Origin of the sequence: Parabacteroides caeci (assembly GCF_023656795.1) — a bacterium.
In the GTDB taxonomy this organism is placed as follows: domain Bacteria; phylum Bacteroidota; class Bacteroidia; order Bacteroidales; family Tannerellaceae; genus Parabacteroides; species Parabacteroides segnis.
This window is the reverse complement of record NZ_JAMOKT010000062.1, coordinates 1-20630: the sequence shown is the minus strand read 5'-3', so window position 1 is coordinate 20630 and position 20630 is coordinate 1. Positions and strand designations below refer to the sequence as shown.

Below are 20630 nucleotides of genomic sequence, written 5' to 3'. Positions count from 1 at the left end.
TCATTTCTTATGTCTGAACAGCAGAACACCCAGTAAAACCAGGAAGGCGACAGCCATCATTGTCATCTCCAACCAATAGTGGGAAGGTTCTACCCATATTTCGGTCAGCATGTCCCAGCGGCCCAATATCTCGACAAAGGTCCAGAAGATAATCACGGTCGGGATGGCATAACGGATGGCATAGGCCAGCTTCTTGATTTTCAGCAAACGGATAAAGAGGTAGATCGACCACGCGAGCGAACCGAAAGCAATCAGCATCGTCACCGGATGACGGTTGCCCAGAAACTCCGTGTCATAGGCGAAAAGCAAGACCATATAGCAAGTCCACAGCAGCACGTTCAGCTCCATAAAGGTTGTCATAGCCACATTGCGCACAATCGGCTGAAGCGTTTCCACCGGCTGGCCGTAATGTATCTTGCGCTGTATCCAGTTAAAAAAGTTACAACCGGAACGGGTACTGAAAATATAGAACAGCATGACAATCGCCCAAAAACCGTAGGAGGATGGCATAATCAGATACTCCGGCTTAGTCACCACCTCACCGTTCTCAATCAGGGGTTGCACACCGAAACGGTTGGCAAAGTAAACATACCCGAACTCAATCCAACCCGTCCAGACAAACAGTCCTCCAAACAATCCCCAGAATGTAGCCGAAGTCTCTTTCTTCGAAATAATTCCGACCAATAGCATCACGACACCCAATACTCCCAACCCGAATGCGGCAGGATAAAGATAATTATGACCCAGCAGTTTTTCCATCAGAATCATGGCGGCATGTCCCAACGGCATAGTGAAAAGAACAATCAGAAAGGACAGGATTCCCGTCCAGGGTGAAGTAAGTTTCATAAATGTAATGTATGTATTTGTTTATATTGGTTTCAAAAGTAATCCTTTTTTTATTCGGGAACATAAATAATCTCGCCGTTCTCCATTTCATAAGCGATTCCGACTTTCTTTCCCTTCTTACCGGATTTTTCCTGGCTTTCCGAAGGTTTGTATTTCGTAATCGTCTGTCCTTCTTTCGTTATGATTTCCATATTCTCTTTTCCGGGATTCTTTACCATCGTATAATCTTCCTGCGAGAATATCTCCGTCATGTTGAACTTAGTCACCAGGGCAACCATCAGGGCGACGGCAAAAACCATCGCCACGTCGAACAGGTTCGACAACATCGCAACCGGGTCATGGTCCTCGGCTGCGTTCAATATCCGGCGGCGGCTCATTCGTTTACGGCTTTTGAAGTGACTAATGTGGCTTTTGCTGCCTGAGGTTTCTCTTTTTGGAGGTCAGACAGGAAATCGAGATAAACCAGGTCGGAAGTGAACCAGCGCTGTTTTACCTGTAACAGGATAAATCCGACCGCACCGGAAAACAAGCCCAATACCGTCGTCGCAAAAGCGACCTGCATATTGTAGGCCATAGATGAAATATCGCCGGTGGAAAGTCCCGCTAGGGCAGGTCCCATCGGAATCAGAGTTCCCATCAGCCCGAGGATAGGACCGAATTTAACCAGTACTTTATATTTGCCGAGTTCGGCATCTGCCGTTACCTCATACTCGGAGAGGATACGGTTGGACACGGCCGTGCTGCCGGTAGACAACAACTGCCGGGCAGTACGGGTAAACAGCGAATCCGGCTGCTCTTCCAGTTCTTCCGAAAAAGTATGGATGGTCGCCTGATCCAGTTGGTCCATGCGGGTACGTAATTGTTTATCTTGTTTTATGCGCTGGATATATTGGCCGGCAAAGCCTCCCAGCATAACGATACTCTTGGCGAAGAAAAAAAGCAATCCGACGATAACGGGTACCAGTAACCCGCTCGATATCCAGAATAAAATATTTGATACTTGTTCCATAATATATTTAGTGCTTAGAATTTTTATGTTGTTTATAAATGCGGACCACCTGTGTCCAAAGATATCCGAGGATGAAAATAACCAGCAACAGGGCCAACGTACCGGCACAGCCTACCCAGTCGACCGGCGAAGCATGGTTGTAGACTGTAGCCGACGGATGGAAAATCGTACAGCAGATAACCAGTACGCAGACGAAGAAGGTCAGGATAACGACCAGTTCTATCAGCAGCTCCTTTTCCGCAATCAGCTTGCGCATAAAGAACGATGCCAGTGAGAACGCAACCGTTACTCCGACTGCCAGTCCGATGCTCGTACGCATAAAATCAACTCCCGTCAACGTAAAGAACAGGGTGATATGAATATAGTACAGGGCAGGGAAAACCAGCAGGGAGGGTATATACCGGAACAACTTCGTGTACCACCGGAAAGAGTTGCCCTCTTCCCAATCCTTTATGCGGGCCATGCAGAAATAACCGGACAACAGCATATCCACCATCACCACCAGCGAAATATTCATCATGGCAGACTGTGTGGAGAGCACCCGTTGTAACTCCAGTTTATTTACCTCCATGGCATAGGGATGGCAGAGCATGATAAATGCGCCCAGCGAAAGGCTGAAGGCAAGCCTGTACCAACGGTTCGGCAACAGGCTTGTCATAAACAGGCTTTTCACGACTGCGAAAAGTGATAATAACAGCAAGATATTATCCATCGTTATTTTCTCCTTTTTCCCTTCCGGGTTCTTTTACGGATGAAGAATATAAGCAGGAAGATGACCGCCAGCCAGAAGAAGCTGATTAAAGCCAGGCTGAATGAAGAAATATTATCTCCCAACCCCGATTCCTGGGTCTGCACGCTCTTGTCTTTCTTCAGCACCACTCCCTTATCATCGCCGGAGATGCTTTCGTTGCGGGCCGATTCAATCTTTCCCTGATATTGTTTGGCTGATTCTGCGGATAACTGTTCGCCGATAAACGTGCGCAACTTGGCATTGTCGCAAACGAAGCCGCTGCAACCTGCATCATATTTCTCCACCAGCTCCGAATGAAGGGCGGCGATATTCCTCAACTGTTCCGGAGTTGCTTTCCAGTAACCTTTGCGGGCGGTTTCCATCATCACGGCAGTAGCTTCCTGCAAAGCTGCGGGGTTCTCACGTTCGAAGAACTCCCTGACACCGACATTCAGCTTATCGTTCACAAACACTTCATAATACTGGTCCCAGATTTCATTGTCGATGGCTTTCGGCTTCATCACATTCCAGCCGTAGGTATTACGGATCGTTTCCGACATCGCGTTGGCTGCCGAAGCTCCCTCTTTCATCTGCTCCTTCATGTAAACCGGGTTGAACAGCGTTGAACGGGTCTCTACCCCGATAGCCGATTTCAAATCCTGTACACGGGCCTGGTGGCGGTTACGCAGGTCATTGAAATAAGCGTCGGGATCATTGCCGGTCACGTTGCGGACCGTCAGACTGATACCGCCCATAAATTCATACACATGGTCGAGGCTGAGCGCTCCCCAGGTATTGCTCTGGCGGGGCTGCACGACTGCCTCCGTGTTTTGGAGGGCCGCTTCGAAGATTCCGGGTTTGAAACCACCGAAGTCTTTTTCATTGCCGTAGGTGGCACCCATATTATTCAGGTAGACATTGGCTATCTCCGATTCGTTCTCCCAACGGTCGCCGCTTTCAACCATGGCTGTGATGCCGGTTCCGTACATACCGTTTGCACCGCCGAACACACGTTGTGTAGCGTATTCGTGTGCTTCCTTCGGAGAAAAACCTTTATCCAGCAGGACGCGTTCGGCATCGTTGCGGCCTTTGGCCACGTAGTTGTCGTCACCGTCGCCGGCAGCGGCTGCCATATCCACCGCCTTTTGTATCAGGGTAAGGCGGGAGGCGGCTACGTCACGCAACTGGCCGGAAGTCTGCACAACCACGTCCACACGCGGACGTCCCAGGTCTTTGGTGTCGATCAGGCGGATATCCAGCACACGGTTGAACTGGTCGCGTATCGGTTCGACGCCGAGCAGATAAAGTATCTCGCCGATTGTCGCTCCTTCGCTTTCAATGAAACTGCCGGACCAAAGGGTAAAACTAACTTTCTTCGGAGTGGCACCGCCATGGTTTTTGGCATGTTCTGCCAGCATACGGTTCGCCATCTCTTTCCCTTTTTCCCAAGCTGCTGGGGTGGGAGTCGCTTCGGCATTAATACCGTAAAGATTACGTCCGGTAGGCAACGCGTTCGGGTCGGAGATGACATCGCCACCCGGGCTCGGAGCTACATAATGGCCGTTCAGGGCATTGATGAAGGCATCCAGTTCCATCTGCGGAGTATGGCGGAGGTATTCGCGATAGTTGTTTATATGCTGAATGGCCTGTTGGATATCCAGCACGGCATTGGCAAACAGGAGTTGTTCGCGGGTAACGGTATCCATTTGCTGGGTAGCACCGCTTTTGCTGTCTACTGCCTTATGTTTGCCTGTTGTATCGGCAGGCATCTGTTCGCCTTTCATCTTCTCTTCCAGCATCTTCTTGACAGCGTCCGGCATCTTTCCGGTTTTGGGGATTCCGGCGGGATGACCGTGTCCCATCTTCGGTTTCTTACCGTCTTTGGACTCTTCCGTCATCTTTGACATCATCATAGCCATCATCCGGTTCATCTTCGGTTCGGATGCTTTCTTGATTGCCTGTGCCTTCGCTACGGTTTCGGGAGAGACTCCCAGCCGGGCAAGCAAGGCCGGGTCGTTGGCCAGAGCCGGGTTATCCATCACCTGTTTGACGGCAAGCTGTGCTTTTGTACGGTAGTTATCGTTGAAGAAAGCCTGGTTTTCGATTTGCTTCCGGGTGACTTTCTTCTGTACCTCATCCAGGTTTGCCAAGCTGAAAGCGATCGGTTCCGTGCACATCAGTTTGACGGAAGAGGCAATCTTTGACTCTTCATACGGAACGCCCAAGGTATACTGTCCGCCGACAATCTTTTCGGCACAGAGTTCTTCCGCAAAGTTTTCTATCTTTTCGATTTCGGCATCGGTATAGGCCTGCGTACGGAGACTGTCCAGCTGAAGGTCGCGATGCAATCCCATTTGTATCGCTTTATTCTTAATCTTTCTGTTCAGCGATTCGTCACGCAGGTCAGTTGCCAGGTAACGTTTGATATCGTTCAATAAATCATCCACTTCCCGGCGAAGACCTGTTTCAATAAACGGGGGAGTCAAGTGGGAGATGGTTGTCGCATAGCTGCGGCGTTTGGCTATCAATCCTTCTCCCACATCGCTGATTGTATAAAGGTAGAAATGGGGAAGCGAACCTACCAGACGGTCTGTCCAGTCGTCGGAAGACAGGGCGACCTGTTTGCCCGGTATAAATTCCAGGCTGCCGTGCGTACCAAAATGAATCATGGCATCCGCCTTGAAATCCTTCTGGACCCAGAGGTAAGAAGCGATATAATGGTGAGGAGGGACCTCGTTCGAACCATGCACGGCAGCAAAGGAGTTATCGCCTGTACCTTGTGTCGGCTGGGGTAAGAGAACGACATTCCCCAGGTCGATGCGGGTCACGGCAATCTGCTCGATACCGTCCGCTTCGCGGGTATAGAAATCTCCCAGTCCCCTGCCGTAATGGCTGACCAGCGTATCCTGCATAGCCGGAGAAAGGATATCTTCCAGCCAGGCGCTGTATTGCGGAGACGACACCCAAGCGGGATAACCGGAATCCAGGTATTTCTGGATATTCCCTTCGGCATAAGCGTTGAACACCGGTCCCTGCTCGTTGATCATCGCTTCGAAAGCCGTTTCCGTAGCGGGCAGGCCGGAGAGGTCGTAGCCTTCCGCTTTCAGTTTCTTCAGGAAATTATACAGCGAAGGAACGACTTCGAGTCCGGCAGCCGTCATGGCATTCTTGCCCGGACCTTTATAATAATAGATAGCTATCTTTTTATCCTTGTTCGGAAGCGTCTGCAAGTTCAGATAATTGGCAACCATATCGGTGAACTGCGCGAGGCGGCCAGGGATATTCTTAAACAGATATAAGCCGTCTTTGTCGATAAACTGTGCATTGAGGGCAAACGGGGCAATGCCGCCGTCGAGTTCGGGCATCACGATGCTCTGGCTCATAAAGCCGCCGGCCATCCCGCGTTTATCTGCCATCCAGTTATCATAGGTATCGTTGATGGTGATCGGGCAAAACATCGGGACGTTATGCGCCTTCAGCCATTCCACTGCTTTCTCGCCCTGTCCCATCAACAAACGACCGTGAGGCATATAGATCACGGCGACAGGATTGATCTCCTCCAGGAACTGAAGGCGACTGGCAAAACCGGATACGGGATAGACATTCATATTGCGCTGCTCCAGACTGATGATCAGGGAATCCAGATGGTCCTTGTTCGTATCGAACGGACCCGCCATCCCAACGATCAGTGCCACTTTCGGCGCATTTTCCTTATAGTAACCGTTTTCTTTATAATACTTCTCATAATCGGCTACGGTATCGAACACCCGTTCATCATCCAGGTGGAAAAGGACGTCGGAGCTGATCTCCACCGGTTCTTTGATCTCACCGGTAAAAAGGCTCTTTCCCGTCAGATCCTGACGGATATAGTTGAAGAGGCTGCGGTAATTGGCAGTACCTCCGTTCGACAGGTAATCGCCCACCCGTTTGTTTTGGATAGAATCCAGGCTGCTGATATTATTTACCGGGTCGGTTACGGCTGTCGAGAAGACAGGCACTTGCTTCGCCTTCAGTTTTTCGAGTACGGCTCGGTGTTCGTCTGTCATCCGGATACCCATACCGAAGACAAGGACGGCATCATACCGATTCAGCTGGTCGAAATCATCGATCGTCAGTTGCTTCAGGTCAATAAAACCAGTATCTACCGATTTTACCATTTTGGCCACCTGATAGTTGGGAAAGTTCACAAGGGCCACCTTCGTCGTACCGGCAACCCTGGCCCATACAAACCAGGCAACCAACACGACTGCTACTAGTGTTCCTGCAATAATTAAATTCCGTTTCATTATTTATTGGTTTGTTTTTGTTTACTTGCTTATCTGAACAGTTCGTCGATATTGACGGAAAGCCCGACCGTAAAGGTGGTACCCGGCGACATAGGCGAGTTGGAGGCAATATTGTCCGGCTTGTAATTAAAGATATTATCTACCGTCGCCTGAAGCATATAAGCACCGAACAGACGTTGTGAAACCGTTACCCGCCAGTTCTGATAGCCGGCATAATGTACTGCGGTGAATTGATCGCCCGTGCTGTTCGCCTCATACGTATCCAGTTTGCTCAGGAAGCGGCCATTCAATGCCACATTCAGTTCATAATTCTTCCGTGTATATTCATAATTCAGTCCCAGCGTAGCCGAATGCGGACGGGTGGAAGAGACGTTGTATCCGTTTTGCTTCATATCCTCATGTACATACGCATAGGCCGCCTTGACGGTAAAGCCATACGGGCATTTCACAGCCAGGTTCGCATCCAGGCCGGCCAGCTTCGATTTGTCCACATTCCTGTAATAGGAGGTATCCCTGTCGGCGCTGAAGATAGTCGTGATTTTATCCTTTATATGATTGTAATAACCGATTACGGAGAAGTTCACCCGGTCGCGGGAATACTCGGCAGACAAAGAGAAATTATCGCTGATCTCCGGCTTCAGGTTCGGGTCACCGGCAATAATGAACATATTCATACCGCCCATATCCCATTCGGTCCACATCTCTTTCAGCGACGGGGCACGGAAACCGCGCGAATAGGAAGTACGAAATGTCAGCGGCTTGAGCTTATACATCAATGAGACATTCGGACTGACATGTGCTCCGAAAGAGTTGTAATAGTCCATACGTCCTCCATACACCAGATTGAACTGCTCCGTCACGTTGAAATCGTGCTGGGCATACAGAATATAGTCATTGGTAGCATGCGTATCGCCATTGAACTGGTAAGACATCAACTCGTCACGGAAGAACTCGGCTCCCCCGATCAGGGTATTGCCCGGCGTAAAGGAGTAGTTATACTGGGCACGCGCCGTATGCTGGGTGTTACGGTAATTCAATGAATCGACATCGTTCTTCGTATAATGATCGTATTTGTTGTAGCGGTCCAACAGGTAGGAGACTGTCAGGTCCTGCTTATCCGAGATCAGGTAATTCATGCGGACACTTCCATTGTAATCGCGGTAACGGTCGGTTTTCTTATCGTTCGCATTATCTGCCAGACGGGTGTAGAAACCGCCTTTTCCGGTCAGGGTGATCTTGTCGGATAGCTTCCACGACAACTTTTCGTCGACGCTCAGGTCTTTTCCACCATAGATGATAGCGGAGTCGGTGCGGGATGAATTTCTTAATATATAATGATCCCTGTTCTTGTACATGACGGAGGTCAGGCTGCTGACGTTTTTCTGCTTCGTGCCGATCGTCCCGCCGTAACGCTGCTCGTTGTTGCTGCCGTAATAGCCGTTCACATTCACTTCGAGGGGTTTGGAAGGTTCCTTCGTGATGATGTTGACAACTCCTCCGATCGCACTCGACCCGTAGAGGGCCGAGGCGGCACCTTTCACGATCTCGATCCGTTCGATATGGTCAGCGTTGAGGCGGTTGTAATCCACATTGTTGAGCGTTTCGCCCGCCATGCGTTCACCATCGATCAGGAAAAGCACGTACTTGCCACTCATTCCCTGCATGTTGATAGCGATCTGTCCGTCCATCTGGCGGGTGAACTCCATACCCGGCAATTCCGTTGCCAGCAAATCCTGCACGGTGACGGCATTGAGTTTCTTTATGTCGGTGGAGGTGATCACACGGGTGATGACGGGAGCGTCTTTCAGCAACTTCGGCGTGCGGGTAGCCGTAACGGTTACTTCATTCAGGTTGAGGGCATCCTCTTTCAGACGGAAGTTGATGGTCGTGTCGCCACTCAGGAAGATACGTTGTTCGAAAGGAGCGAAACCGGCGTATTTAATGAGAAGACGGTATTCGCCGGGCTTCGGAATAACCAGACGGTAATTGCCGTCGAGGTCGGAGGCCGTACCGTGGGTGGTGCCTTTCACCAGGATATTGGCATAAGGCAATGTTTCCCCCTTTTCATCGGTTATACAACCGGAAACCTGTCGGGGAGGTTCATTCGCCGACAGGTTTCCGCATATTAATATTGACACGAGGATCAATAATATCGTTTTCATATAAGAAATTAGAGTTTGTTACTTAAAAGGATATACGTATTCAAAGGAGATATGACCTTTAACATCAGCGTCGTTTGAATAATCGGTGAATTTGATCTTTGCGTATTCGCCGGATTTCAATTTGATGACGTAAACTTTATTGCTCATCGTCCAGTTTGCCGGCGTAGGAGGCATAGGTACGGAACTGAATTCGATGCCTTTGTTCAATACTTCATTGATATTGGAAGTAGCATATCCTACCTTATTATTCATCATGCCGGAATTATCAATGATAAGACTGTCTGTTTTGATATCAGCCACATAACCACTGGAAGGAATAGCTGTCACCTTTTTAATATCTGATTCAGTTGTTTCTACAGCCGAGGCACCATTTGTCTTTACATCATAACGATGAAGGGCGATATCCCAGTTGAAAGAAGTTTCGTCGATGCCGGTACGAGTTTCGAGTTTACCTTTGTAAGTAACGGGCATAGTTGTACCTCCCATCATTGCAGCTACATAAATCGTCATATCCAACGTGATATTATCGCCTTCAATCTTACCATCTTTACAGGCAACAACGATATCATATTCACCGATAGTTATAGAATTTTCTGCTCCTGCTGATAAACTCCATCCTTCCGTATCGGCTGCAACAGATGTACCTACTGGTAAATCAGCTGTACCTATCATTGCATTAAAATCTTTTATCGTGAGCAGAAGTGAGTCACCTTCAACGCGGCTTACCTCCAGTTTAACATCATTATATACTGTCTCTCTTCCCATAGCTACAAGAGTAGCATCACCAACATAAGTCCCTGCCACCGGTTCAATCTCATGAGCAACCGATGTGCCATCCTTAAAACTAAAATACATCCATTTATCATAAGCCGTAGCGTCGAGCATCACATCTTTCACAGTCTCTTCTGTATCTCCACCACCATTGTCATCATCATCGCCACAAGCGGAAAACACAGTTAAAGAGCTGATAACTAATACAGCTAATAAGTAAAAATTCTTTTTCATTGCGTTACTATTATTTTATAAAAACCTTTTGTGACAGCAAAGTTCCGGTTTTATAAAAAGATGTGAAATCCCTAAAAAAAGGTAAAAAAAGAAGACATCCTACCTATTAGTAGGTAGTTACTTTTTGGATGGTTCGGGTATTATCAGATGTGAGTGTTTGTTTATAGCAACTGGTTGTACCTGGCTCCCCTCTGGAGAGGGGGAAGGGGGTGTGTCATATTCCCGCCTATACAACCTTCATAATCAGAGCTACTTAACTATTACAGGTTCATTTGCCGTTTGCTTCAGCTGACGGTTTACAAGTTGTTTCTCTCTTTTGGCTTCAGCCACATTTCTCCTAGATAGAAAACTGTAAGAAATAGGACTAAAGTCCAATGAAATAGACCCTTTACTAATCCGTCAGCTGAAGCAAACGGCAAATAAACCTGTAACAAGGTCTGTTTTATAGACTGGCTTTAACACACCCCCTACCCCCTCTCCAGAGGGGAGACAGTTACAACCAGTCACTAAACAGATAGCTCAATTATTTCTAACTATGAATCTCTCCTCTCCCCCTTCGCCCATAAAAAAGGCAAAAGATGTTATCTAACAACTAAACCGGTCTTATTTATCCGGTAAGAAACCACTACTTTTACCTCCGAGCGATAAAAAGTAATGCGTCCGACATCCGGCGAGTTACTTTTTGTCACAAAAACAGCTTTCCGGACGGGGGCCGATCATTTTTCGTAACAAAAACACCTGTCCGAAGCCCGGCGAGTTACATTTTGTTACAGAAATAGCTCGCCGGAGACCGGAAAACAATTTCTTACATCAGAAATAACCGGCCGAAAGCCGGAAACGTATTTTTTAAGCAAAAACAGACTCGCCGAAAGCCGGCAAGCCTTTTATTACATAAAAACAAATAGAATATGACACAAATCAAAAGCTTGGACTTAAAAAAGCTCCATCAGGAAGAAGATTTCGGTTTCCACCAATTGATGCTTATCGAAACAGCCAAATGTACTGATGCAAAAGTAACCCCGTTGCACGAAGCCTATGCAGCCGCGTTCGCCCAGTTCGACGAGGTGCTCAAACCCGGCGGCAAGGACCCGATGACGGCCCAACTGCTAGACATCGACAACCAACGCGACCAGGCTTATTCGGGCACCTCGGTACAAGCTCATAACATGATTAAATATTTCGACCCGGACAAAGCCGCCATCGCCAAAGAGGTCAGCGACATCATCGACAAGTATGGTGACCCACGTTCACTGCCTTATATCAAGGAAAACGGAGTGATTGAAAATCTGATACAAGATTTAAAAGCGTATGACAATCCTCCCAAAGAGGACCGGCCGGAAATCGAATCGACCGGAATTGAACATAACCGGTTGTCGGCCATCGGTCTGAAAGAATGGGTCGACCAGCTGGAAATACTGAATAACCGGTTCATCCAACTCTTCTCCGACCGCAATGCCATTCAGGCTGCCACGATAACCGGCGCCTCAAAGGCCAAACGCGAAGAAACCGACAAGGCCTACCGGGCAATTGTGAGACGTATCAACGCGCTGATCGAGGTGAACGGGGAGGAAGATTACCTGGCTGTTGTCAACAACATGAATAAACTGATCGATTACCAGCAGACTATACTGGCTGCACGTTCGACAAGAAACGCTAACAAAAAGAAAAAGGACGACAGACCGGAAATTGAATAATCCGGACGGAAAGATAAGAAGAAGGTATTGCTGACAGACGGTTTGTAATACCTTCTTTTTGTTTTTAGGGGTTGGTTACTCCCGCAAGCACAAAAACGGAAATTACCTACTAATAGCTATTGCATCCTATTACAATTATGATACATTTATCAATCTTTACCTATTCCTTGCGATTGATGTGCCTTCTTTTTATGCGGAAATTTGCACCGGTTTAATAACGGCAAAAAGAATTTACATTGAAAACAAGTTTTTATAAAATATCCTTGATAGTGATATTACTACTATCATCGGTGATTACTTATGCACAAAACGATGCGATGATTTCCGGAAAAATCCTCTCGACGGAGAAAGAGATTGTTGATTTTGCAACAGTCTATCTGAAAGGTACCAACTACGGGGGAACAACGAATGAAGAAGGTATCTACCATCTCAAAGCTCCCGCAGGAAATTATACACTGGTCGTATCCGCCATCGGCTATAAAACAGTTGAAAAGCAAGTCAGGCTTATCAACGGCGAACGCGTAAAACAAAATATCACCATCACTCCGCAAGTGGAAGAACTGGACGAAGTCGTAGTCGTTTCCAACGGCATCAGCCGCCTGAAACGTTCGGCTTTCAACGCCATAGCCGTGGATACCAAGGAACTGCAAAACTCCACCAAAAGCCTGAGCGACGCACTCGCCAAAGCACCGGGCATGAAACTCCGCGAATCGGGCGGTGTAGGCTCGGACATGCAACTGATGCTCGACGGTTTCAGCGGAAAGCACGTGAAGGTCTTTATCGACGGCGTGCCGCAGGAAGGCGTAGGCAGTTCGTTCGCCCTGAATAATATACCGGTCAATTTCGCCGAACGCATCGAAGTATATAAAGGAGTAGTCCCCGTCGGTTTCGGAACGGATGCCATCGGCGGCGTTGTCAATATCGTGACGAACAAGAAACGCCGCAACTGGTTCCTCGACGCCTCCTATTCTTTCGGCTCGTTCAATACGCACAAATCATACGTCAACTTCGGACAGACACTGGATAACGGTTTCACTTACGAAATCAATGCTTTCCAGAACTATTCGGACAACGATTACTATGTGGATGCCCCGGTAAAGGATTTCGAAACGGGACGTCTCGACACGGATAAGAAAGAACGTGTGAAACGCTTCAACGACACCTACCATAACGAAGCCATCACCGGAAAGCTGGGATTTGTCAACAGGAAATGGGCCGACCGCCTGTTGTTCGGTTTCACTTATTCCAATATGTACCAGGATATACAGACGGGGGTACGCCAGAACACGGTTTACGGTGAGAAGCACCGTAAAGGCCATTCCCTGATGCCGTCGCTGGAATACAACAAACGCAACCTGTTCACCGATGGTCTCGACCTGGTATTCACCGCCAATTACAACAAGAACCTGACGACCAACGTGGATACCTCCGCCTACGAATATAACTGGGCAGGCGACAAGCACCTGATGAACTCACGCGGCGAACAGTCCTACCAGCACACCCGTTCGGACAACAACAACTGGAACGGTACGGTCACCCTCAACTACCGCATCGGCAAGGCACATATGTTTACGTTCAACAACGTACTGACCGCCTTCCGCCGCTCCAACACCTCACTGCTGACAAACGAGGAACTGACGGATGCCATCGACAAGGAGACACGCAAAAACATTGCCGGCCTCTCTTACCGCCTGATGCCGTCAGAACATTGGAACCTGTCTGTCTTCGGAAAGCATTACAACCAGTATGTAGCCGGTCCGATAGCAACTGATAACACAAGTTCAGAATATGTCCGCACCTCCCGCAGCGTCAACTCGATGGGATACGGGGCCGCCGGTACCTACTTCGTACTGCCGGGTTTGCAGGCCAAACTGTCTTACGAAAAAGCCTACCGCCTGCCTACCATCGAGGAAATGTTCGGAAACGAAGACCTTGAGATGGGCGACATGGGCATCAAACCGGAAAACAGCGACAACCTGAACCTGAATGTCAGCTACAACAAAGCATTCAACAAACATAACGTATATGTGGAAGGCGGTTTGATTTACCGCAACACCAAAGACTATATCCAGCGTAACATCACCGACCTGAGCGGCGGCAAACAGGCGGCAAGCTACATCAACTACGGCAAGGTGCTGACCAAAGGCTATAACATCTCCGCCCGTTACAGCTTTGCGAACTGGCTGAGCCTGGGTGGAAACTATACGCAGATGAATGTCCGCGACAACCAGAAAACGGCCATCAGTAACGGCGCAAACAATATCGCCTATAAACAGCGTATGCCGAACCTTCCGTACCGTTTCGCCGACTCCGACGTGACCTTCTACTGGCGTAACCTCTGGAAGAAAGGCAACACGCTGATAGTTACTTACGACAATCAGTACCTGCATAGCTTTACCTATTATTCTTCCATCATCGGTTCGAATAAAGGCGAATATGTGGTGCCGAACCAGTTCTCACACAACCTGACTCTCTCTTACAGCCTTCAGAACGGACGTTACAACATCTCGTTCGAGTGCCGCAACTTCACGGACGAAAAGCTGTACGACAACTTCAGCCTGCAAAAAGCAGGACGGGCATTCTACGGAAAAGTCCGTGTCTATCTAGGTAATTAATCTCTCTAAAATAAATAGTAATAAACAATATTAAAACAAACAAGATGAAGAAGAATTTCTTTTTAACAGGCCTTTTCGCTACTGCAATGGCCGGACTGACACTGACTGCGTGTGACGACGACCCATCTACCGGCGGTGGTGATGGCGGTGATGATGACAACAACGCAGAATACGTAATCGCAGCCTCTGTAACGGCTTCCGGAAATACAACCAATGTGCTGGTCAATGCCGAATCGTTGGACGAAGGTACCGTTACGACCATCAACAACGGCGTTGTGAACGACGGTGCAACCTACTGGGTATTCTTCAAGGAACAATATCTCTACGCCCTGACATACCACCAGGGAGAAGCCGGCGGAACCCGCTCGTATATCATGGATGCCAGCGGCGAACTGAAGAAACGTTCTGCCGAATTCAATGTAAAGCGTTTTACCACCTATGGTATCTACGACAAATATATCATGACCTCTTCTACCGGTGACGGTCCTACGGAATGGAACGACGAAAACGGTTACACTCCGAAAGTATTCCTGCTTTCTTACCTGGACCCGGCAGCCGAAACATTCACCACCAACGATACGCAGAACAAAGCCTATTTGTCTGAAAACTTCCTGGGTAACGGTGAATACGTAACCCTGTCCGGTATGCTGGAACATAACAACAAGATTTACACAGCTGCCGTTCCGATGGGTCTGAGCCAGTACGGTACAAAAGACCAGAACGGCAAATGGGTATTGCCGGGCAACGAAGACCTGGTGAAGAAAGAATCGGGCGGTTCCAACAGCAGCGCTTACAAGAAAGACGAATTGCAGTGGACACAGTATCCGAACGAATGCTGGGTAGCCATCTTCGACGATGCAACCATGACCAGCAAGAAACTTATCAAAACAGACAAAATCAGTTATGCCGCAGGCCGTAACAGATCCCAGTATTACCAAATGATCTGGGCAGCCGACAACGGTGACGTATATGTATTCTCGCCGAGCTTCGCAAAAACGATGACCGATGCCCGCCAAAAGACAACGCTGCCCGCCGGTGTCGTTCGTATCCCCAGCGGAAGCACTGAGTTCGACGATTACTACTGCAACCTGGAAGCCCTGACCAACGGTAACTCTTTCCTCCGCAGCTGGCATATCGCAGACGACTATTTCATGTTGCTGATGTACGACAGACCTCTCACAGAAACAGGCTATGTAGCCAACCAGTTGGCTATCTTCAAGGCCGGAGACAAGAAGCTGACATACGTAACAGGTCTTCCTTCAACCGACCAGATTTCCGGCTTTGGCAACGCTCCGTATGTTGAAAAAGGCAACGCTTACGTGACCGTTACCTTCAACGAAGGCGGCGGCAACCCAGCTATCTACAAAATCGACCCGGCAACAGCCCAGGCAACAAAAGGTCTGACAATCGAAGCTACACAAGTGAGCGGTGTCGGTAAACTGGCGGCTGCGAAGTAAACAATAACAACGAAAGATGATTCGTATTTATATCTTTCTTATACTCCTCCTGCTCCCGCTAACCATGCGGAGCCAGGAGGATATTTGTATAGGCAAGAAACAGTCTCTCCACTCTGCCGTATTAAATGAGGAACGGAACTACTGGATACACCTTCCCGCCGGCTATGAGCAGGATACAACGAAAAGATATCCGGTCATCTATCTGCTCGACGGAGACGCTTTCTTTCATTCGCTGGTAGGAATCAGCCGGACATTTACAACGGTCAGAGGCAAATACCTCCCGGAAAGCATCATCATCGGCGTGCTCAACGTCGACCGGACACGCGACCTGACGCCGACAGCCTCGGCAGCGGGACGGGACGGCCGGATTGCCCCCGATGCCACTCCCCAGGGCGGCGGAAGCGAAACATTCAGCCGCTTCCTGACCGAAGAGCTCCGCGGCGTTATCGACAGCACCTGCCGGACGAACGGAAAGAATATGCTGATAGGCCATTCCTACGCGGGACTGTTCACCCTGAACACCTTCCTCCGCCATACGGAGCTGTTCGACACCTATCTGGCTGTCGACCCGAGCCTGTGGTGGGACCAGGGCAAGCTATCGCAGGAAGCAGCCACATGGGTTGAAGGAAAAGACTTCACGGGTAAAAGCCTGTACATCGGCGTCGCTTCGAAGAAACGGACCGACCGGGTGGACATCCACCTCAACAAAGTAAACCATCTCCTCACGGAGGTATTGCCGCAGGCGAAGAACCTGCGTTTCTTTCATAAATCATTCCCCGAAGAGAACCACGGAACAGTTGCAATTCCGGGAATATACGACGGGATAAAACAATTATTCGGAAAATGAGAAAGCTCTTTGCTAAAATACATCTATGGTTATCCATACCCTTCGGTATCATCATCGCCATTGTCTGCCTGACAGGGGCAATACAGGTATTTGAAACGGAGATACAAGAACTCTGCCACCCTTCCCACTACTTTGTAAAAGAGGTGAAGGGCGAACCGCTCCCGCCGGCCGCATTGATAGAATCGGCCCGGCAGCAACTCCCCGACTCCATTAAGATAAACGGCATCCGCGTCACTCCCGACCCGAAACGTACCTACCAACTGGTGCTACCGGGCAAAAAAGCCGCCGCCTTCATCGACCCTTACACCGCAGAAGTCACCGGCATCAACGACGGACAAGGTTTCTTCATGCAGATGATGCGCCTCCACCGCTGGTTGCTCGACTCCTATAAGCGCGACGGCAGCTTTTCACTGGGGAAAGCGCTCGTGGGATACTCCACACTCATACTGGCCATCATTCTGATAAGCGGTATTGTCATCTGGTATCCCCGTAACAGGAAGGCATTGAAGAATCGCCTGAAAATAAAGGCGAACGCCGGCTGGTACCGTTTCTTCTACGACCTGCATGTGGCGGGAGGCTTTTACTCCACCCTGCTTCTGCTCGTCCTGACACTCACCGGGCTGACCTGGTCGTTCGGTTGGTACCGAGATGCGTTCTATACGGCTTTCGGCGTAGAGACAACCCAGCCGCAGGCACATGCTCCGGCCCCTTCCGCCCAACAGGAACAGCCCGAAGATAAAAAGCCGGGGGAAAGAGGCCGCGGGGAGAGAGGCTCAGACGACAGACCTGCCGGCGAAAAACGGGAAAGAAACAGGGAGAGAGGTGGTCATCCGGAACGTTCCGGTTCTTCTGAAAGAAAAGAAAGGCAACAGAAAAGAACGGATTATACAGTCTGGGCGAACGTTCTATCGGATTTGCAGCATCGCTATCCGGCATACAACTCCATCACCATCCAGGACGGTTCAGCTTCGGTCTCCGCTGCACGATACGGTAATACCCGGGGTAGCGACCGTTACACATTCGATGCGGCAACGGGCCAAATCACCGATATCCAGTTATACAAAGACCTCCCCAAATCAGGAAAGATAAGAGGCTGGATATATTCCGTACATGCCGGCACCTGGGGTGGCATGACAACAAAAATCCTGAGCTGCCTGGTGTCTTTCCTCGGCGCAGTCTTCGCCATAACCGGTTATTATTTCTGGATTAAAAAGAAGATGCGGAAAAGGAAGATGCGGAAAAGGAAGAAATAAAGGGTCACTCGATTCATCAAGGCTGCATCCGCTTCGGCAAATCGGATGCGACCGACGAAGAAATAGAAGCCGCTGCCCACAAAGCCTGCTGCCACGATTTCATCATGCGCCTGCCGGGTGGTTACGACACGATGGTCGGTGAAGGAGGTTGTACCCTCTCCGGCGGAGAGAAACAGCGTCTCTCCATCGCCCGCGCCATCCTGGAAGAGGCTCCCATCGTCCTGCTGGACGAAGCGACCGCCTTCCTCGACCCGGAAAACGAAGTGGAAGTGCAGAAAGCCATCAACACCCTGATTGAGGGCCGCACCGTCATCGTCATCGCCCATTGCCTGAAAACCATCCGCAATGCCGACAAAATCATCGTCCTCGAAAACGGCTGCATCGCCGAACAAGGGAGGCATGATGAATTACTCCGTAACCAAGGACTTTACCACAAGCTAGGGACGATACAAGGAAAAACGATTGGATGGAGATTATAATACTAAGCTAACGGTCAGCCAATTACAGTTTCCTCGTAGTTACCCTCTTTGGAAACTCGCGTTTCCTCCGCAGGAAACTGTAATTTCCTCGGCAGGGAACTAGAGTTTCTTCCGCAGGAAACTGAAGTTTCCTTAGGAAGAAACTGGTATCAGAATCCGAAACCGCCATGAGTATCCTCTTCAGCTTCCTGTTCCTTACCGGTTAGATAAATGAAATCGTTCCCACTCCGGATAATATCGGAGGCAGGGACTTTTTCTTTTAGCTTATCTATCTCGCCCTTTTCCTTGACACAAACCAGGGCACGATAACTCTTCGAAGGCTTATCGGCCACAAACCAGACACCTGTATAGGCAACACCTTCCAGATAATGCATCAGCGAAGTGCTGACCCCGGATATGCCAATAGGCCCCCGGAAGAATTTAACTTTGCCCGAATAAGGAGACAATCCTTCCAGCTGTTCCGGGAAGGCCGGATTATCCTTACCATCCATCGGCAGATAATAACGAATTACCGCGTCCGCCTTACTTTTTGCCGCCGCCGAACCGGAAGGAAAAACGACCGACACATATTTATTCCCAGCCACAGCCTGCAACTGGTAAGGCGACAGACAATCGATACACCCCAAAGTATCCGCCCGCTGGCATCTGAACACATGGAGTGAATAAATACCGAACGCGTCCTCCGGCGTTGGCATATCATAAATCTCAACCGTATATTCCTGCCCTTCGTAAACGACATCGCGGGCTACCAGCTTACTGACACCGTATTCGAGGAACTGTTCCGCTCCCCCGTTCATAAAACCATAAAGGCCGGAACCGGTAAATTCGCGCTCCCTTTTCACCTCAACCTCCTGTGCTGCCAGGAAAGCCGGGATAAACATCAAAAGTCCCAACCAGTGTATAACGTGTTTCATGCCTGCAAATTTATTTCGACCAGTTCTATCTTTTCCTTATCGGCTACTCCCAACTTGAACTCCTGTGCCATATCCATAAAGCCACGTGCCCCGGCTTTCTCTTCCTCCTGCACGCCTTCTTCGATACGTTTGGCAATCACCATATCATAACCGATACGGTCGACTGCCACCGGGTCGCTTCCCGCCAGAATCGTATTGTAATGACAGATAAACTGCGGATTGGCAGCCGGCCCGCCATCGAAACAGCCAATCATACCGTCGGTAATATTCAATACCACCTTATCACGCAAAGGAGGAAAGGCACAAGCCGAAGCGCAGGTGTCGTGCCACATTGGGCCGTGAAGCCGCGCCGTATTGGTAATAGAACCGAAAGCCAGGTTCTTCATACAGGAAGTAATCGTCGTTCCCGCATTCTTCAGCACCGGGACGTTGATGATTTTCGTCACCATCTCCGTACATATCTTTGTGAAGTAAGAGTATTTTCCGCCATTAATCATGAACGGCATGGTATAGGCATCATACTCGCCCTCCAAATCAACAAAGTAATAGTGCTCTTTGTCAATCCGTTCTTCCCCGTAAAACTTTCCTTCGGCATTGATATAGCTGCCGTTCTCATCAGTGTATTCCGTACCGATGATGCGGATATCGGGGTAATTCTCCGGGGTAAAGCCGGACTCTTTCAGGTCTGCCTCCCGCCTGTCCCAGATAACGATGTTTTTCCAGGAGATGCCGGCCTCTTCCAACTGGTTAATAATAGATTGCGTCAGGGCGTGCGAAGTAGACAGCAGCGTCCTCCGACGGTTGCCCGTCAACAATACAACCGGGGTGAGTCGCTTTTACCACTTTCCCGGGATATTTGCCCGGCATAGAATTCCCATTTCGGGGAATGGCAAGAGCTTCCTTTATATTGGTTGCCGGCTTCTCTTTGACCGCCTGCACCGAAGGGGCAGCCTTCACGATGGGAGAAAAAGCAACACTCGCCCCTCCAAGGGCTAACGAACGAAAAAAATTTCTTCTTTTCATGGCATTACATTATTAAGCCTTCAGGCTGCTAAGGTATTGATTTTCTCCGGTGCTTAGTTGTTTTCAGGCAGATTATTCTATTATTCCATTTCCACAAAAGTAGGTACGCCTTCAGTAAAAATACCCATTGCTAGGTATTTTACTATATGGAAGCCCGTCCTACCTTTGTACCGTATTTATTAAGTATTAATGCGAATCAGGAGTTGGCGACCTGATTCAAAGATTAAAAATTAACATAAGAAAGTAGAGCAATTGCCAATTTTCCAAAGGAGTGTACCAACAGCCCTTTGGTAGCTCTTACTTTAGACGC

At 49.1% G+C, this 20630-nt stretch carries 15 protein-coding genes and 1 pseudogene; 6 read left to right on the top strand and 10 right to left on the bottom strand.

What is annotated here, in order from left to right; translation table 11 throughout:
* Genes NBH15_RS23330 through NBH15_RS23300 form a run of 7 tightly spaced genes read right to left on the bottom strand, consistent with a single transcriptional unit; the run spans position 1 to position 10038 of the window.
* Positions 1 to 846 (bottom strand): hypothetical protein, encoded by an 846-nt coding sequence (locus NBH15_RS23330; RefSeq protein ID WP_250823673.1) that lies wholly within the window; start codon positions 844 to 846, stop codon positions 1 to 3.
* Positions 847 to 896: 50 nt separating this feature from the next.
* Positions 897 to 1223 (bottom strand): DUF2149 domain-containing protein, encoded by a 327-nt coding sequence (locus NBH15_RS23325; RefSeq protein WP_075559044.1) that lies wholly within the window; start codon positions 1221 to 1223, stop codon positions 897 to 899.
* The gene (locus NBH15_RS23320; protein WP_186961624.1) at positions 1220 to 1855 is read right to left on the bottom strand and encodes a MotA/TolQ/ExbB proton channel family protein; all 636 of its coding nucleotides are present in this window, start codon (positions 1853 to 1855) and stop codon (positions 1220 to 1222) included. Before NBH15_RS23320 ends, NBH15_RS23325 begins: the two co-directional genes overlap by 4 nt.
* A gap of 7 nt (positions 1856 to 1862) precedes the next feature.
* A complete protein-coding gene (hmuT, locus tag NBH15_RS23315) occupies positions 1863 to 2567 on the bottom strand; it encodes an HmuT family protein (RefSeq protein ID WP_128132893.1) in 705 nt (234 codons plus the stop codon).
* A gap of 2 nt (positions 2568 to 2569) precedes the next feature.
* Entirely contained in the window at positions 2570 to 6871 is a 4302-nt protein-coding gene (locus tag NBH15_RS23310) for a cobaltochelatase subunit CobN (protein ID WP_250823672.1), read from the bottom strand.
* A 29-nt stretch (positions 6872 to 6900) separates the two neighbouring features.
* Positions 6901 to 9033, bottom strand: coding sequence for a TonB-dependent receptor (locus tag NBH15_RS23305; protein ID WP_250823671.1), 2133 nt, complete (start codon positions 9031 to 9033; stop codon positions 6901 to 6903).
* 18 nt (positions 9034 to 9051) lie between these two features.
* A complete protein-coding gene (locus tag NBH15_RS23300) occupies positions 9052 to 10038 on the bottom strand; it encodes an HmuY family protein (RefSeq protein WP_250823670.1) in 987 nt (328 codons plus the stop codon).
* Between the two features lie 908 nt (positions 10039 to 10946).
* Here NBH15_RS23300 and NBH15_RS23295 point away from each other — a divergent pair.
* The 6 genes and pseudogenes from NBH15_RS23295 to NBH15_RS23270 form a co-directional block, all read left to right on the top strand.
* Complete coding sequence (locus NBH15_RS23295) at positions 10947 to 11732, top strand: DUF6261 family protein (protein WP_250823669.1); 786 nt, start codon at positions 10947 to 10949, stop codon at positions 11730 to 11732.
* Positions 11733 to 12049: 317 nt separating this feature from the next.
* Positions 12050 to 14347, top strand: a complete 2298-nt coding sequence (locus NBH15_RS23290) for a TonB-dependent receptor (RefSeq protein ID WP_250823678.1) — start codon at positions 12050 to 12052, stop codon at positions 14345 to 14347.
* A 44-nt stretch (positions 14348 to 14391) separates the two neighbouring features.
* The gene (locus tag NBH15_RS23285) at positions 14392 to 15804 is read left to right on the top strand and encodes a DUF4374 domain-containing protein (protein ID WP_250823668.1); all 1413 of its coding nucleotides are present in this window, start codon (positions 14392 to 14394) and stop codon (positions 15802 to 15804) included.
* A 16-nt stretch (positions 15805 to 15820) separates the two neighbouring features.
* Positions 15821 to 16651, top strand: coding sequence for an alpha/beta hydrolase (locus NBH15_RS23280; protein WP_250823667.1), 831 nt, complete (start codon positions 15821 to 15823; stop codon positions 16649 to 16651).
* Positions 16648 to 17904, top strand: coding sequence for a PepSY-associated TM helix domain-containing protein (locus NBH15_RS23275; RefSeq protein ID WP_250823666.1), 1257 nt, complete (start codon positions 16648 to 16650; stop codon positions 17902 to 17904). The genes NBH15_RS23280 and NBH15_RS23275 overlap by 4 nt, the downstream gene beginning before the upstream one ends.
* A gap of 26 nt (positions 17905 to 17930) precedes the next feature.
* Positions 17931 to 18383, top strand: a pseudogene (locus NBH15_RS23270) (ATP-binding cassette domain-containing protein); the annotation flags it as partial.
* 149 nt (positions 18384 to 18532) lie between these two features.
* On the opposite strand, the gene NBH15_RS23265 reads toward NBH15_RS23270, so the two are convergent.
* The 3 genes from NBH15_RS23265 to NBH15_RS23255 are packed head-to-tail and all read right to left on the bottom strand — an operon-like array spanning position 18533 to position 20320.
* Positions 18533 to 19297: a DUF6599 family protein gene (locus tag NBH15_RS23265; protein ID WP_128132885.1), complete on the bottom strand. Its 765-nt coding sequence runs from the start codon at positions 19295 to 19297 to the stop codon at positions 18533 to 18535.
* Positions 19294 to 20112 carry a DUF362 domain-containing protein gene (locus NBH15_RS23260; protein ID WP_250823665.1) on the bottom strand — a complete coding sequence of 273 codons (819 nt, stop codon included), beginning with the start codon at positions 20110 to 20112 and terminating at the stop codon, positions 19294 to 19296. Before NBH15_RS23260 ends, NBH15_RS23265 begins: the two co-directional genes overlap by 4 nt.
* On the bottom strand, positions 20045 to 20320 hold the full coding sequence (locus tag NBH15_RS23255; RefSeq protein WP_250823664.1) for a hypothetical protein: 276 nt from the start codon (positions 20318 to 20320) through the stop codon (positions 20045 to 20047). Before NBH15_RS23255 ends, NBH15_RS23260 begins: the two co-directional genes overlap by 68 nt.
* Positions 20321 to 20630: the final 310 nt, after the last annotated feature.

What these genes read in the sequence shown, in the direction of transcription:
- NBH15_RS23275 (WP_250823666.1), top strand. Translation starts at nt 16,648, where the DNA reads ATGAGAAAGCTCTTTGCTAAAATACATCTATGGTTATCCATACCCTTC.
- NBH15_RS23320 (WP_186961624.1), bottom strand. Translation starts at nt 1,855, where the DNA reads ATGGAACAAGTATCAAATATTTTATTCTGGATATCGAGCGGGTTACTG.
- NBH15_RS23295 (WP_250823669.1), top strand. Translation starts at nt 10,947, where the DNA reads ATGACACAAATCAAAAGCTTGGACTTAAAAAAGCTCCATCAGGAAGAA.
- NBH15_RS23285 (WP_250823668.1), top strand. Translation starts at nt 14,392, where the DNA reads ATGAAGAAGAATTTCTTTTTAACAGGCCTTTTCGCTACTGCAATGGCC.
- NBH15_RS23300 (WP_250823670.1), bottom strand. Translation starts at nt 10,038, where the DNA reads ATGAAAAAGAATTTTTACTTATTAGCTGTATTAGTTATCAGCTCTTTA.
- hmuT (WP_128132893.1), bottom strand. Translation starts at nt 2,567, where the DNA reads ATGGATAATATCTTGCTGTTATTATCACTTTTCGCAGTCGTGAAAAGC.
- NBH15_RS23310 (WP_250823672.1), bottom strand. Translation starts at nt 6,871, where the DNA reads ATGAAACGGAATTTAATTATTGCAGGAACACTAGTAGCAGTCGTGTTG.
- NBH15_RS23290 (WP_250823678.1), top strand. Translation starts at nt 12,050, where the DNA reads ATGATTTCCGGAAAAATCCTCTCGACGGAGAAAGAGATTGTTGATTTT.
- NBH15_RS23305 (WP_250823671.1), bottom strand. Translation starts at nt 9,033, where the DNA reads ATGAAAACGATATTATTGATCCTCGTGTCAATATTAATATGCGGAAAC.
- NBH15_RS23255 (WP_250823664.1), bottom strand. Translation starts at nt 20,320, where the DNA reads ATGAAAAGAAGAAATTTTTTTCGTTCGTTAGCCCTTGGAGGGGCGAGT.
- NBH15_RS23330 (WP_250823673.1), bottom strand. Translation starts at nt 846, where the DNA reads ATGAAACTTACTTCACCCTGGACGGGAATCCTGTCCTTTCTGATTGTT.
- NBH15_RS23280 (WP_250823667.1), top strand. Translation starts at nt 15,821, where the DNA reads ATGATTCGTATTTATATCTTTCTTATACTCCTCCTGCTCCCGCTAACC.
- NBH15_RS23325 (WP_075559044.1), bottom strand. Translation starts at nt 1,223, where the DNA reads ATGAGCCGCCGCCGGATATTGAACGCAGCCGAGGACCATGACCCGGTT.
- NBH15_RS23265 (WP_128132885.1), bottom strand. Translation starts at nt 19,297, where the DNA reads ATGAAACACGTTATACACTGGTTGGGACTTTTGATGTTTATCCCGGCT.